Origin of the sequence: Nannocystis sp. RBIL2 (genome assembly GCF_026626745.1) — a bacterium.
Lineage (GTDB): Bacteria > Myxococcota_A > Polyangia > Nannocystales > Nannocystaceae > Nannocystis.
This window is the reverse complement of sequence record NZ_JAPNJW010000002.1, coordinates 619,613-633,978: the sequence shown is the minus strand read 5'-3', so window position 1 is coordinate 633,978 and position 14,366 is coordinate 619,613. Positions and strand designations below refer to the sequence as shown.

Genomic DNA, 14,366 nt, shown 5'->3' with positions numbered 1-14,366 from the left:
CGACCCGTCCTAGGGGCCTCGGCCGGTCACCGCGAGGCTGACGAGGCCTGCCTCATGACACATGTCCTTTGAAACATGCCCGCCAGGACATGCCGCGACGGGCATGCCCTGGACGACATGTCCGAAAGGTCACGGGGCGAAGATCAGCGAGCCGCTCGCCGGGATCGTGAAGCTCAGCTTGCCGAGGGCGGTCACCGTGGCCTTGCCGCCGGCGAGGGCGTCGGTGAGCTCGGTGGTGGCCGCGAAGCCGAGCGCGGGGCCGGCGTCGATCGTGACCATCTGCGGGGCGCCGGCGCGGGTCAGCGCGACGATGGCGGCGTCGCCGTCGGCGATCTTGCGGCCGAACACCAGGGTGTCCTCGTCGGCGTACAGCGGCACGTAGGCGCCGCGGCGCAGCGGGGCGAGCTGCTGGCGGGCCGTGCCGAGCTTGCGCGTGTGCGCGAGGGTGGCCAGCTCGTCGGCGGACAGCTCGTCGTCGGGGCGCCACATCAGGCGGTTGTTGGGATCGGCGCCGCCCCACTGGCCGTACTCGTCGCCGTAATAGAGGAGGGGCGCGCCCGGCAGGCCGAACAGCCAGGTGAGGGCCAGGCGCGTGCGGCGGTAGGGCTCCGGGTCGTTCGGCGCGAGGGCGGTGTTGTCCCACTGGTTGCCCGGCACGCCCTTGTCGTGCTGGCCGTCCTGGCCGCGGTAGTCGGCGTGGCTGACGAAGCGCGGGGTGTCGTGGCTGCCGATGTACGGGGTCATGACCGCGCCGGCGGGCCACTTGTCCAGGCCGTGCTGCACCCAGTAGTCGGCGTGCAGCATGCCGCTGTCGCCCCAGGCGAAGGTGCGGTAGCTGACGCCGTGGTAGAGCACGAAGTCGAACTGGCCGTCGAGCCCGAACGGGCCGACGTAGCGGGCGATGGTGCCGTAGTTGTCGTCGTTGCACGGGTCGGGGCAGTCGTTCCAACCCATCGCGGTCTCGCCCATGAGGAAGTACTTGGTGCCGGCGCGCTCGAAGCCCTCGCGCACCGCGGCGGCGAGGTTGCGCGTCGCGGCCTCCTCGACGTGCTTGACCGCGTCGACGCGCAGGCCGTCGAGGTCGAACTCGTCGAGCCACCAGGCAGCGTCGGCCACGAACTGCGCGTTGGCCTCGCCGACGCTGTGGTCGATGTCCGGCAGGTAGTCGGCGAACATGCACTCGAGCGCCTTCTCGGTCCAGTCGCAGCCGGGGGTGCCGCACACGCAGCCGGTGCGGAACCACTCGGGGTGGGCCTGCATGTACTCGTGCTCGGCGTGGACGTGGTTGATGACGTAGTCCTGGAGGACGCGGATGCCGTGGCGGTGCGCCTCGTCGATCATGGCCGAAAGGGCAGCTTCGCCGCCGAGCCGCGGGTCGACCTCGCGGGCGCGGATCGGCCAGTAGCCGTGGTAGCCGGTGACCCAGTGGACGCCGTCGGCGGCCTTGAAGGCGTCCTGCGGGTTGGTCTGGAACGGGGTCAGCCAGATCGCGCGCACGCCGAGCTGATCGAGGGTGCCGTCGGCGATCGCGGCCCGCAGACCCTCGAGATCGCCGCCGTCCCAGTCGCCGCGCGGATCGGCCATCGGCGTCGGTCCGGGGCTGTCGCCGGGCTCGCCGTCGCGGAAGCGATCGGTGAGGACCATGTAGACGAGCGCGTCGTCCCAGCGGAACGCCTCGGCCTCGATCCAGAAGGGCAAGAGGGTCGGCTCGCTGGCGTGGCCGTCGGCAGACGCGACGGTGACCGTGACGCGGTGCTTGCCGTCTGGCAGATCGGCGAGGGCGATCGTGATGTCGCCGGTGGCAGGATCGACGACGAACTCTTCGCCCGTCAGCGGGCGCGTGTCGCTGCCGGTGCGCAAGCTCGCGGTGAATTCGCCCGGCGCGGGGCCGGCGCCGGCGAGGCCGTCGACGTAGCGCAGGGTGGCTTTGTAGACGCCTGCGCCCGGGCCGGGCCGCTCGGGTTGAGAGGTGACGACGTCGGCGCCGGGCAGGCGACAGTCGGGCACGAGGATCGCCGAGTTCTCGGTCCCGCCGACGTACTTGCGCCGGCCCTGGCCCGGGTCGAGGACCCACTGGTCGGCGCCGCCCTGGCTGTAGACGACCTTGTAGCCGTGCAGGCCGGGCGGGAGATCGACTGTCCCTTGATACATGCCATCTGGGTCAGGACCTTCAAGCCATGTCGCAGAGGCCAGGTCGAAGCCGTGCCACTCGCCGGCCACGCGCGGGCTGTCGCCGCCCGACGGCGGATCGAAGCGGAAGCGGGCGGGGCAGGCGAGGACGCCGCCGTCGGTGGGATCGTCGGTGGTGCTGGTGGGCCCGTCGGTGGTGCTCGTGCTGGTGGTGCCCGTGGTCGGGTCCGTGGTCGCGGTCGGGGCTGCGTCGGTGCCCGGGAAACTACTCGGGTTGTTCGTCAGTCCTCCCGTGGTGGCGCCGTCGGTCTCGCCCGGCGTGGGCGCGCCGGACGAGCAGGCGCCAAGGAGCAGCAGGGCGGGGAGGAGGCGGATCGGCGGACGCTCCATGCGGGCCGACGATAGCAACACGCCGCGCGACGAGACAGCGTCCGCGCCCGCGCGGTAGTGTGGGCGGGTCATGACTCGATCCTCCTCCGTCGCCCTACTGGTCGCGCTGGCGTCGACCTCGATCGCCGCGCCGGCGATCGCCGCCGAGCCGCAGCGGACCCGCTTCGCGCTGCCCAGCAGCAACGGCTGGGGCGCGCTCCTGGTCGACCTCAAGGCCGGCAAGGTGACCGAGCTCAGGGAGCACGCCTTCGCCGCGGAGGAGCCGGAGATCGACGATCAGGGCCAGGACATCTGGGACGGCGAACAATTCGCGACGATCCACACCCGAGACGTGTTGTACGACGCGTACTTCGGGGTCCGCGCCGAGGGCGAGCAGCTGTGGCTGCCGTCGGTGCCGGTCGACGAGGACGCCAGCGGTTATTACGCGTGGAGCGACAGCGAGGCGGTCGGCACCGGCATCGTCTCGATGGTGCAGCCGCTCGGGGCGCTCGAGGCGACGACCTTCGCGTTCGCGCCGCAGGGTCTCGAGGCGGCCGGGATGGTGCTGCTGCTGCGCCTCAAGAACACCGGGCAGCAGCCGCTGCAGGGGGTGCAGGCGTTCTCCCTGCACAACTTTCACCTCGGGTTCGGCCGCGCCAACCGCCCGTGGGACGTCCACGAAGACATCGGCAACAACGGCGAGACGGTCGAGTTCGTCGGCGGCAACGAGGCCCGCTTCCGCGAGCGCGGGTTCGCCGGCACGATCGTGACCCAGGCGCTGGCGCCGATCGTCCACCGCGGGGTCGGGCCCGGCGTCGACCTGTTCGCGCTGGTCGATCAAGGCCTGGCCGACCTGCCCGACAATGCGCCGCCGCCGAACGCGGTCGACAACGCGACGACCGCGTTCCAGTGGAACGTCGGCGACCTCGCTCCGGGCGCGGAGAAGTGGGTCGGGATCGCGGCGATTCACCGCGGCGACCCGTTCGCCGGCGCGGAGGCCGAGACCAGCCTCGACGCGTGGGTCGACGGCGTCGGCCCGCAGCTGCTCTTGGCGCGCGAGCGCAACGTGTGGGCCGACCTCCACCAGGACCAGTCGAAGCTGCCCGACGGCCTGTCGGCGATCGAGGTGCCGATGCTGCGCCAGGCGGTCGCGATGTTGCACATGGGACAGGTCCTCGAGGACAGGTCGTTCGCCCGCGAGTGGTTGAGCCAGGACGGCGAGCCGCGGCGCACCCGCTTCCCCGGGCTCGACGACGACCCGGCCGTGCTGCCGGCGTGGATCAAGCACCACGGCCGCGGCGGGGTGCTGGCCAGCCTGCCGCCGGGCGAGTGGACGTACTCGTGGATCCGCGACGGCGCCTACGCGACCGCCGCGATGGCGGCGCTCGGCATGCAGGAGCACTCCAGGGCGTCCCTGACCTATTACCTCGACGCCGAGGCCGGGCGGTTCCAGCAGTGGTCGGAGCTGCAGCCGTACGCGATGCCGCCGTACCAGATCAGCCTGGTGCGCTACTTCGGCTTCGGGGTCGAGGAGACCGACTTCAACGCGTTCGGCCCGAACCTCGAGTTCGACGGCTTCGGCCTGTTCCTGTGGGCGCTGCGGGCCTACGAGGTGCTGACCGGGGACACCTCGCTGGCCGACGAGCGCTGGGAGCAGATCGCTACGAAGGTCGCCGACGTGCTGGTCGCGCTGGTCGACCCCGAGACCGGGATGATCCGCGCCGACTCGTCGATCTGGGAGACGCACTGGCTCGGGCGCCAGCGCCGGTTCACGTACACCAGCATCACCGCGGCCCGCGGCCTGTGCGACGCGGCCGCGATCGCCGAGCGCCGCGGCGACGCTGCCCGTGCGGACATGTACCGAAAGACAGGTGAATCGATCCGCGCCGCGATCGCGGCGCGCGCGACCGACGGCGACGGGGCGCTGGCAGGCAGCGTCGAGGAGCTGGCGACCGGCGAGGGCTACTTCGACGCGGCGGTGTGGGACGCGATCGCCATGGGCCTGTTCGACCCGCAGGGGCCGATCGCGCAGGCGACCTTCGCCGCGCTCGACGACCACCTGCGCGTCGACGCCGGGCCGGGCTGGTCGCGCAACGACGACCGCTGGGACCACGCGATGATGGAGGACGCGACGCCGTGGGGCAGCGACTACGACAGCGCGGAGTGGGTCATCACCGACCTGCGCGGGTCGGTCGCCCTGCGCGCTGCCGGCGAGGCGGCGCGGGCCGACGCGCTGATCGAGTGGGTGCGCGAGCAGGCGGCCACGAACTACTACATGACCGCCGAGACGTTCGACGAGAAGACGGGGGTGTACAAGTTCAACTCGCCGATGCTCGGCTTCGGCGCCGGGGCCTACGCGCTGGCGCTGGCCCACCGCGCGGGCGCGTTCGCAGATCCTGCCTGCGGCGCGTACTTCGTCGAGGAAGAAGCGCCGAGCACCACCGGCACCGACACCGGCGACACGACCACGACCGGCGAGCCCGACACGACGACTGCGGTGCCGACCACCGGGGAGACGACGACGACTGGCACGACCACAGAGGCGCCGACGTCGACGTCGGGCGTCACGAGCGCGGGCAGCGTCTCTGCGACTGCGGGGCTGACCGGCGGGTCGAGCGAGGAAGGCTGCGGATGCACGTCGGGCGGACCTGGAGCGCCGGGGGCGCTGCTGCTGCTCGCGCTGGCGCGAGGGCGACGGCGACGGCGCGCTTGACCCAGCGGCGCGCGGCGCTCCACCATCGGCGAGGATGACCGCGCCGCCGCTGCTCGTCGCTTATTTCTCGATGGAGATCGCCCTGTCGAGCGAGCTCCCGACCTACGCCGGCGGGCTCGGGGTCCTCGCCGGTGACCACTTGCGGGCGGCGGCCGACACCGGCGTGGCGATGGTCGCGGTGACCTTGCTGTACCGCAAGGGTTACTTCCGCCAGGTCCTCGACGCGCAGGGCCACCAGCAGGAGCGCGACGTCCAGTGGCTGCCCGAGCACCACCTCGAGCGCGTCTCGACGCAGGTCGCGGTGACCATCGAGGGGCGGGAGGTGAAGGTCGGAACCTGGCGTACGTGGATCCACGGCGCCGGCGGCGGGCGCGTCCCGGTCTACATGCTCGACACCGACGTCGACGGCAACGGCGAGGAGGACCGCCGGATCACCGATCACCTGTACGGCGGCGAGGAGCGCTACCGGCTGCAGCAGGAGGCGGTGCTGGGGCTCGGCGGCCGCCGTCTGCTGGCCGCGCTCGAGCTGACGCCGACCCGTTACCACCTCAACGAGGGCCACTCGTCGCTGCTGGCGCTCGAGCTGCTGGCGCTCGAGCTGTCCGCGAGGACAGACGACCTCGAGGGCGCGATCGCGGCGGTGCGCGAGCGCTGCGTGTTCACCACGCACACGCCGATCCCGGCCGGCCACGACCGCTTCCCCAAGGCGCTGGCGACGGCGGTGCTCGGGCCCGATCTGGTCGAGCTGTACGCCCAGCTGCCGACGCCGCACAGCGCCGAGATCAACATGAGCGCCCTGGGCATCGAGCTCAGCGGCTTCGTCAACGCAGTGTCGTACCGTCACGCCGAGGTCTCGACCGGCATGTTCCCCGGGCGGACAATCCACGCCATCACCAACGGCGTCCACTCGTCGACCTGGACCGCCCCGGCCATGCGCGCCGTGTTCGACCGCTGGATCCCCGAGTGGCGGCGGCACGCCCACGCCCTGCGGCAGGCGCAGAAGATCCCGACCGACGCCATCGTCGCCGCCCACCGCGAGGCCAAGCGCGCCCTCGTCGACGAGATCAACCGTCACGGCGATCACAACTTCGGCGAGGAGCGGTTCACCATCGGCTTCGCCCGTCGCGCCACCGCCTACAAGCGCATGCTGCTGGTCCTGCGCGACGTCCGGCGCCTGCGGGAGATCGCCAGCCGCTGGGGCGCGCTGCAGATCGTGTTCGCCGGCAAGGCCCACCCGCGCGACCTCGAGGGCAAGCGGATGATCGAGGCCGTGTTCCGCCAGCAGGAGGTCGTCCTGCCGTCAGTGCGGATCGCCTTCTTGCCCGGCTACGACATGCGCCTCGGCGGGCTCATCACCGCCGGCGTCGATCTGTGGCTCAACACGCCGATGGCGCCGCTCGAGGCCTCGGGCACCAGCGGCATGAAGGCGGCCCACAACGGCGTGCCCAACCTGAGCGTGCGCGACGGCTGGTGGTGCGAGGGCTACGTCGAGGGCCAGACCGGCTGGGTGCTCGCGCCCGGGCACCCGAGCGACGACGCCGACGCGGCCCAGCTGTACCGCGTGCTCGACGAGGAGATCCTGCCGCTGTACCTCGGCGCGCCCGAGCGCTGGGCCGAGCGCATGCGGGCCAGCATCGCCCTCGCGGCCAGCTACTTCAACGCCCACCGCATGGTCGGCGAGTACCTCGAGCGGGCCTACGCGCCGCGCTGGTAGGCTGGCCGAAAGGACATGCGCCATGGGGCATGTCCTCGCGGGCATGCCTAGGAGGACATGTCCCTAGAGATAGCCGTTGGCGGCGAACCACTCGGCCGCGCGGCGCAGGGTCTCGTCGAGCGGGCGGACGGTGAAGCCGAGCTCCTCGCGGGCCTTGCGGTTGTCGAAGTGCAGCGCCTGGCTGGCGTAGGCGACCGAGCCGGCGGTGATGAGCGGCTCCTTGCCGGTGACGCGGTCGGCGAGCCGTTCGAGCGCCCAGCCGGCCGCCCTGGCGAGGGGGACGGGGGTGGCGAACATCGCGTGGCGCATGCCGAGCACGCGCCGCATCTCGGCGATGAGGTCGAAGATCGTGAGGTTGTGGCCGGTCAGCAGGTAGCACGCGCCGCGGCCCCCGCGCTCCTCGGCGAGCAGGTGGCCGCGCGCGACGTCCTCGACGTCGACGATGTTGAGCCCGCCCGCGAAGCACACGCGGATCCGGCCGCTGAGCGCGTCGACGAGGGTCTTGCCGGTGGGGGTGGGGCCGACGTCGCCGGGGCCGAGCGGCATGCCGGGGCCGACGACCGTGACGTCGACCAGCGGCGCGAACGCCAGCGCGACCTGCTGCCCGAGGTACTTCGAGCGCACGTAGTCGAAGCTGCCGGCCCACAGGTTGAACGGGGTCGCCTCGTCCGAGGGGACGCCGTCCTCGCGCACGCCGACGGCGGCGATCGAGCTGGTGTACACGACCTTGCGCACCCCGGCCTCGGCGGCGGCGGCGAGCACGTTGGCCGAGCCGGTCACGTTGACGTCGTAGATGACCTTCGGGTCAGGTACCCAGGTGCGGTAGACGGCGGCCAGGTGGTAGACGACGTCGCAGCCGCGGACCAGCGCGCGCATGCGGGCCGCGTCGAGGACGTCGCCCTCGACGCGCTCGAGCAGGGCAGGGTCGATGCCGGCGAGGTTGCGCGGATCCTCGCCCGGGCGCAGCACCGCCCGCACGGTGCGGCCCTGCTCGGTCAGCAGGCGGACGACGTGATGACCGATAAAGCCGGCTGCGCCGGTCACGAGCACGGGAGCTGCGGACATGCCGGCGATGAAACCGCAATCTCCGCGTGACGTGAAGCCCGGCGCGGCGTGGTAGGGTGGGCGGCATGTGGTCCCCCCGCCACGGCAGCGTCACGCGGACGCTCCTCCTCGCCGTCACGCCGACGCTGCCGCTGGCCGCCGGCTGCTTCGTCGACGTGCCGCCGGCGCTGAGCGGGGGCGGGAGCACCGAGGGCGACGACCCCAGCGAGGGCACCGGCACGAGCACGACGACGGCCACCACCGGCGACGTCCACGACGACACCGACGAGAGCTCGAAGGGCTGCCCGACGACGGCCCCGCCGGGCAAGTGGTACCTCGACCAGGACGGCGACGACTGGGGCGTGGAGCCGGCCCAGATCGCGTGCGACAAGCCGCCGGGGACCTCGGCCGAGCGCGGCGACTGCGACGACCACGACCCCGAGCGCTTCCCCGGTTCGCTCGAGGTGTGCGACGGCGAGGACGACGACTGCGACGAGATCGTCGACGAGTTCTCGCCGGTCAACCACGAATGCCACGGCTGCGCGCTGGCCGAGCGCGACGGGGCGCCGTACTGGTTCTGCAAGGTCGACGCGATCGACTGGGTGGCCGCGCGCGCGGCCTGCTCCGCGCTCGGCTGGACCGTCGACCTGCTCAGCATCCACGGCGAGGCCGACGACCTGTGGGCGCGCGCGCAGGTCGAGGCGCTGTACGAGGGCGGCGATCCGATGGGCACGTTCTGGATCGGCCTGCGCCGCGCCGACCCGCACTGGACGGGCTGCGAGGCCGACCCGACGCAATGGGAGTGGAGCGACGGCAGCCCGGTCGACTACTCCGCCTGGTCGATGGGACAGCCGGACTCGGCGACCTGCGACCCGATGTGCGAGCCGGTCGACGCGCTCGACGAGGCCTGCCCGCGCGAGAACTGCGGCCAGATGTTCTACATGCTCGGCGGCTGGAACGACCGCGCCTGCTTCAGCCCGGGCGTCGGCTACGCCTGCCGCGCGGCCCCGCCGCCGTGAGCGCGGCGGGCGTTGCGGCGGCGATCCCGGTGTGGCATTCCTTGCCGACGATGACGACCCGGGCCGACCCGCGCCTCGACCTGTCCTGTGAGACATCCGGCCTGCAGCCGCGCCCGCCGGGCACCTTCGAGGTGCAGGCGCAGGCGCCGGGCTCGCCGGCGCGGGCCGGGCGGCTGTGGACGGCGCACGGCCCGATCGACACGCCGTGCTTCATGCCCGTCGGCACCTACGGCGCGGTCAAGGGCCTCGACGCCGACGACCTGCGCGAGGTCGGGGCGCAGATCATCCTCGGCAACTCGTACCACCTCGGCCATCGCCCCGGCGCCGCCCGCGTCGCCGCGCTCGGCGGCCTCCACCGCATGATGGCGTGGGACCGGCCGATCCTCACCGACAGCGGCGGCTTCCAGGTGTTCAGCCTGCGCGGCCTGCAGAAGATCGACGACGCCGGGGTCTCCTATCAGACCCACTTCGACGGCTCGCGCCACCGCATGACCCCCGAGAGCGTGCTCGCCACCCAGGCCGCGCTCGGCTCCGACATCTGCATGATCCTCGACCACTGCCCGCCGGCCGACGCGGAGCCCGCGCTGATCCGCGCGGCGGTCGACCGCAGCACCCGCTGGGCCGAGGAGGCGGCGCGCCGCCGCGGGGAGATCCTGCAGCCCGGCCAGCTCTGCTTCGGCATCGTCCAGGGCGGCACGAACGTGGCCCTGCGGCGCGAACACCTCAAGGCGCTGGCGGACCTGCCGTTCGACGGCCTCGCGCTCGGCGGTCTCAGCGTCGGCGAGCCGATCCCCGAGATGCACGCCACGATGGCCGCAGTCGGCCCGGAGATGCCGCAGGACCGCCCGCGCTACGTGATGGGCATCGGCACCCCGCACGACCTGCTGGCCGCGGTGCGCTCCGGCATCGACATGTTCGACTGCGTCATGCCGACCCGCCACGCCCGCAACGGCCAGCTGTTCACGTTCTCGGGCCGCCTGAACATCCGCCAGTCGCGCTTCCGCGACGACGACGCCCCGGTCGACGCCGCCTGCCGCTGTCGCTGCTGCGCGCGCTACAGCCGGGCCTACCTGCGCCACCTCCACGAGCAGAACGAGCCGCTGTACGGCCGCCTGGCGACGATCCACAACCTGTACTTCTATCAACAATGGGTCGGCGCCCTGCGGCGCGCCTTGCGCTCGGGCCGCTTCGAGGCCCTCGAGAGCGAATTTTTGTCCATCATTTCGACCGTTTACGCCGAAGGCGCGGCGGGCGAGGGCAACGTCGACGGGGTCGCCGACGCCGCCGTCCCGGCGCCGGAACCGGCGTGACAGGCCCGGGGTTCTTTGGTACCCCCCTGCGACCGGTGACCGGCCTGCGTTTTTGCACGCGTCGGCCGCCCCTGGCGGCGTCAGAACGCAGGCGCCCCCGTGGATACTCCCGTCCGGACCATCGCCATGCTCGCCACCATCCTCGCCCAGGCCCCCGCCGCCTCGAACCCACTCAGCGGGTTCATCGTCCCGATTCTGATGTTCGCGGCGATCTACTTCATCTTGATCCGCCCGATGGGCAAGCAAGAGAAGGAGCGCAAGGGGAGGCTCGACAAGCTGGCCGCGGGCGACACCGTGCGGCTCACCGGCGGCATCATCGGCCGGATCAGCAGCCTCGACGGACCGATCGCCATGGTCGAGGTCGCGGAGCGGGTCAAGCTCAAGGTCCTGCGCGCCGAGATCGCGGACCGCTTCGATCCCGAGGCGGCTGCGAGCAAGCCCGAGGCCGCCGCGGCGGCCCCCAAGTGAGGAATTCCCGGCAAAAAGCAAGGCGGACCGATGCGTAAGTTCCTCAAGACCAAAGCCCTGCTGCTGCTCCTCATGATCTCCACGGCGGTCATGATGGTGGTGCCGTCGATCGCCCAGATCCTCGGGACCGACAAGGAGCTGCCGGGCTGGCTCACCAGCACCTTCGACAATCGCTTCAAGCTCGGCCTCGACCTCCAGGGCGGCCTGCACCTCGAGTACTCGGTCGCCGTCGACGAGGCGCTCGAGAACAAGCTCGACCAGATCGCGGCCGAGCTCGAGGCCGGCTTCAAGGAGAAGAAGGGCGTCGCCGTCGACATCGAGCGGCAGGGCATCGACCGCCTCGACATCAAGTTCGCCGACCCGGCGCAGGTGGCCACCGCCGAGGACGACGTCATGGGCGTCGCGCTGACCGACATGGAGCGCGTCGAGACCCAGGACGAGTCGTCCGGCGTCATCCACCTCAAGATGTCCGACACGCGGATCGGCGAGCACCGCTCGCACGCGGTCGCGCAGGCGCTCGAGACGGTGCGCCGTCGCATCGACGCGATGGGCATCGCCGAGCCCAACATCTACCCGAAGAACCGCCAGATCGTGATCGAGCTGCCGGGTCTGTCGGACACCACCACCGAGATCAAGGCCGCGCGGCGCGACACCGAGGACCGCCTGCGGCCGCTGCTGCAGCAGGCCGGCGCCAGCCAGGTCATCCTCGCCGACAGCGACGAAGATCCGGGCGCCTTCCGCGTCACGCTGACCGACAAGGTCGCGCGCGACCTCCTGGGCCAGCTGTTCACCGGCAAGATGATCGAGCAGACGATCATCGACGAGCGGCTCGGCAACGGCGTCGAGCTCGAGATCCTGCCCGACGATCCGGGCCGGCCCTCCGCGCCCGACACCGTCGAGGTCAAGCTCAGCGAGCGCTCGCGTGACAACATCCTCGAGGGCTCGTCCGACTTCCGCCGCCTGCTCAAGGTGGTCGAGCGTGCGGCCGTGCTCGAGATGCGCATGGTCGACGACGAGCTGCCGTTCGGCCCCAACCAGCGCAACTACTTCCAGGCGCTGCTCGAGGGCGGCCAGGTCCGCCCGGGCATGGGCATCAGCGTCAACAAGCTGTCGAACTACGGCAGCCCGAAGGGCCACAACGTCGAGAACGTGTGGGCCTTCTACGCCAAGGACCGCAAGACGCTCGAGGACTTCTTCAACCAGCTGCCGGTCAAGTGGCGCTTGCCGGCCTCGCACCTGGTCGCGTACGGCCCCGACTCGGTGGTCATCCGCGGCGAGCCGACCCGCGTGTGGCGCACCTTCGTCGTCAAGTCGCGCGCCGAGGTCACCGGCGAGAGCATTTTGGCGGCCAACGTCAGCCCCGACCCGCAGACCGGCCTCCCGGGCGTCGACCTCAAGCTCGACCGCCTCGGCGCCGATCGCTTCGAGCAGATGTCGGGCGACAACATCGGCCGTCGCATGGCGATCATGCTCGACGACGCGGTCATGTCCGACCCCGTCTTCAACGACCGGATCCCCGGCGGCAACGTGCGCATCACTGTCGGCGAGACGCCCGGGCAGAGCGTCCGCGACACCGCCAACGACCTGGTCAAGGTGCTGAAGTCGGGCAGCCTCCCGGCCCGCCTGGTCAAGGAGTTCGAGATCCGCGTCGGCGCCGACCTCGGCAAGGACGCGGTCGAGAGCGGCTTCTGGGCCTTCGTCGTCGGCCTCGGCGCCGTCGTCGGCTTCATGGCCGTCTACTACCGCGTGTCGGGGCTCATCGCCGTGTTCGCGCTGGTGCTGAACGTGCTGCTGATCCTGGCGGCGATGGCGTTCTTCCAGGCGACGCTGACCCTGCCGGGCATCGCCGGCATCGTCCTCACGCTCGGCATGGCGGTCGACGCCAACGTCATCATCTACGAGCGCATCCGTGAGCTCGTGCGCGAGGGCTACACCGCCCGCGCCGCCATCGAGGCCGGCTACGACCGCGCCTTCACCACCATCCTCGACTCGCAGCTCACCACGGCGATCGCCGGCGTGGTGCTGTGGCAGTACGGCTCGGGCCCGATCCGCGGCTTCGCCATCACCCTGCTGATCGGCATCGCCACCTCGATCTTCACCGCCGTGTTCTGCACGCGCCTCTTCTTCGACTTCCAGGCCAACCGCCGCGGCTTCGACCGCGTGTCCATCTGAGGCACACCACCATGGCGCAGAAGTTCTTCGAGCTCATTCCGCCAGGCACGCGGTTCCCCTTCGTCAAGACGGCGAAGTACTTCATCGCGTTGTCGTTCGTGCTGATCGTCGTCAGCATCGCGACGATGGCCTACAACTACACGACGCGCGGGACGGCCCTCAACTTCGGGATCGACTTCGCCGGCGGCTCCTCGGCCCGCCTGCAGCTCGCGCGGGAGGTGCCGATCCAGGACGTCCGCGAGGCGCTCAACGCCGCCGGATTCGAGAGCGCCTCCGCCGTCACCGTGCCCGACGCGGACAACCAGGTCATCGTCCACGTCAAGGACGTGGCCTCGATCGACATGGCCACCGCCAAGGGCTGCGAGGAGGCCGTCAACGCCTACCCGAAGGCCAAGCTCAAGCGCCCGATGTCGTACCAGGAGGGCGCGAGCAAGATGTTCTTCGTGTTCGAGTCGGCGCCGGTCTACAGCGAGCTCGAGGCGGTGCTCTCCAAGGCCGGCTGCGAGGGCAAGGTCGACAAGGGCACCGGCAAGCAGGACGAGTTCCCGGTCGAGGTCAGCCTGGTCGGCATGGGCGTCAAGATCCAGGACGAGCTGAACAAGGCGCTGGGGCAGGGCACGGTCACCTCGATCGTGTCGTCCGAGACGGTCGGCGCCAAGGTCGGCAGCCAGCTCAAGGCCGACGGCGTCAAGTCGCTGCTGTACGCGCTCGGCTTCATCTTCCTCTACGTGATGCTGCGCTTCGACCTGCGCTTCGCGCCGGGCGGCATCCTCGCCCTCGCGCACGACGCCTTCATCACGGTCGGCGCGTTCGCGCTGACGTGGAAGGAGTTCAACCTCCAGACCATCGCCGCGCTGCTGACGATCGTCGGCTACTCGATCAACGACACCATCGTCGTGTTCGACCGCATCCGCGAGCGCGTGGCGCTGAGCCGCGACACGCCGATCGAGGAGACCACCGACATCGCGCTCAACGAGACCCTGAGCCGCACGATCCTCACCTCCGGCACGACGCTGCTGGTGGTGTTGGCGACCTGGGCCCTCGGCTCCGGCACGATCAAGGACTTCGCGTTCGCGCTGATGATCGGCATCGTCGTCGGCACGTACTCGTCGCTGTTCATCGCCTGCCCGGTCTTCTTGTGGGTCAACCGCCGCTTCTACGGCGGCGAGGGCCACCTGCTGACAGCCGACGACGCCGCGGCGGCGACGGTCGACGCGGGCACGGTGCTGGCGGCCGATAACGCCGAAATCGACGAGGCCACCGGTCGGGCGATCGGGGACCTGCGCGCCGAGGCCGCCGCCAAGGCCGCGTCGCAGGGCGAGGGCGAGGCAGACAAGGGGCAAGGCGTGGGTGCGGAGGACGGAGACGAACCGGCCAAGGCCAGCCGCCGCCGCCGCCGCCAGCGGCCGCAGAGCTGAGCTCCGCGA

The 14,366-nt window shown here is 71.3% G+C and carries 9 protein-coding genes; 7 read left to right on the top strand and 2 right to left on the bottom strand.

Annotation, left to right across the window (positions count from 1 at the left end; genetic code table 11):
• Positions 1-129: 129 nt before the first annotated feature.
• Complete coding sequence (locus tag OV090_RS27765) at positions 130-2,592, bottom strand: alpha-amylase family glycosyl hydrolase (protein ID WP_267707640.1); 2,463 nt, start codon at positions 2,590-2,592, stop codon at positions 130-132.
• Between OV090_RS27765 and OV090_RS27760 the strand changes: the two genes are divergently transcribed.
• Both OV090_RS27760 and glgP read left to right on the top strand, forming a co-directional pair.
• Complete coding sequence (locus OV090_RS27760) at positions 2,591-5,212, top strand: glycoside hydrolase family 15 protein (RefSeq protein ID WP_267707639.1); 2,622 nt, start codon at positions 2,591-2,593, stop codon at positions 5,210-5,212. The two genes, OV090_RS27765 and OV090_RS27760, sit on opposite strands and share 2 nt — an antisense overlap.
• A gap of 34 nt (positions 5,213-5,246) precedes the next feature.
• On the top strand, positions 5,247-6,926 hold the full coding sequence (gene glgP, locus OV090_RS27755; protein ID WP_267707638.1) for an alpha-glucan family phosphorylase: 1,680 nt from the start codon (positions 5,247-5,249) through the stop codon (positions 6,924-6,926).
• A 63-nt stretch (positions 6,927-6,989) separates the two neighbouring features.
• Here the strand turns inward: glgP and OV090_RS27750 are convergent, their stop codons facing one another.
• Positions 6,990-7,991, bottom strand: coding sequence for an NAD-dependent epimerase/dehydratase family protein (locus tag OV090_RS27750; protein ID WP_267707637.1), 1,002 nt, complete (start codon positions 7,989-7,991; stop codon positions 6,990-6,992).
• Between the two features lie 65 nt (positions 7,992-8,056).
• On the opposite strand from OV090_RS27750, the gene OV090_RS27745 reads away from it, so the two are divergent.
• The 5 genes from OV090_RS27745 to secF all read left to right on the top strand — a co-directional run bounded on the left by OV090_RS27745 (position 8,057) and on the right by secF (position 14,357).
• The gene (locus OV090_RS27745) at positions 8,057-8,989 is read left to right on the top strand and encodes a C-type lectin domain-containing protein (protein WP_267707636.1); all 933 of its coding nucleotides are present in this window, start codon (positions 8,057-8,059) and stop codon (positions 8,987-8,989) included.
• 50 nt (positions 8,990-9,039) lie between these two features.
• Positions 9,040-10,299, top strand: a complete 1,260-nt coding sequence (gene tgt / locus OV090_RS27740; RefSeq protein ID WP_267707635.1) for a tRNA guanosine(34) transglycosylase Tgt — start codon at positions 9,040-9,042, stop codon at positions 10,297-10,299.
• Between the two features lie 99 nt (positions 10,300-10,398).
• Positions 10,399-10,767: a preprotein translocase subunit YajC gene (gene yajC / locus OV090_RS27735; protein ID WP_267707634.1), complete on the top strand. Its 369-nt coding sequence runs from the start codon at positions 10,399-10,401 to the stop codon at positions 10,765-10,767.
• A gap of 30 nt (positions 10,768-10,797) precedes the next feature.
• Entirely contained in the window at positions 10,798-12,939 is a 2,142-nt protein-coding gene (gene secD, locus OV090_RS27730) for a protein translocase subunit SecD (protein ID WP_267707633.1), read from the top strand.
• 11 nt (positions 12,940-12,950) lie between these two features.
• On the top strand, positions 12,951-14,357 hold the full coding sequence (secF, locus tag OV090_RS27725) for a protein translocase subunit SecF (protein WP_267707632.1): 1,407 nt from the start codon (positions 12,951-12,953) through the stop codon (positions 14,355-14,357).
• The last annotated feature ends 9 nt before the right edge of the window (positions 14,358-14,366 follow it).

Bases quoted from the DNA above. Each gene is read 5' to 3' on its own strand.
- OV090_RS27760 (WP_267707639.1), top strand. From the start codon at position 2,591: ATGACTCGATCCTCCTCCGTCGCCCTACTGGTCGCGCTGGCGTCGACC.
- OV090_RS27765 (WP_267707640.1), bottom strand. From the start codon at position 2,592: ATGACCCGCCCACACTACCGCGCGGGCGCGGACGCTGTCTCGTCGCGC.
- glgP (WP_267707638.1), top strand. From the start codon at position 5,247: ATGACCGCGCCGCCGCTGCTCGTCGCTTATTTCTCGATGGAGATCGCC.
- OV090_RS27750 (WP_267707637.1), bottom strand. From the start codon at position 7,991: ATGTCCGCAGCTCCCGTGCTCGTGACCGGCGCAGCCGGCTTTATCGGT.
- OV090_RS27745 (WP_267707636.1), top strand. From the start codon at position 8,057: ATGTGGTCCCCCCGCCACGGCAGCGTCACGCGGACGCTCCTCCTCGCC.
- tgt (WP_267707635.1), top strand. From the start codon at position 9,040: ATGACGACCCGGGCCGACCCGCGCCTCGACCTGTCCTGTGAGACATCC.
- secD (WP_267707633.1), top strand. From the start codon at position 10,798: ATGCGTAAGTTCCTCAAGACCAAAGCCCTGCTGCTGCTCCTCATGATC.
- secF (WP_267707632.1), top strand. From the start codon at position 12,951: ATGGCGCAGAAGTTCTTCGAGCTCATTCCGCCAGGCACGCGGTTCCCC.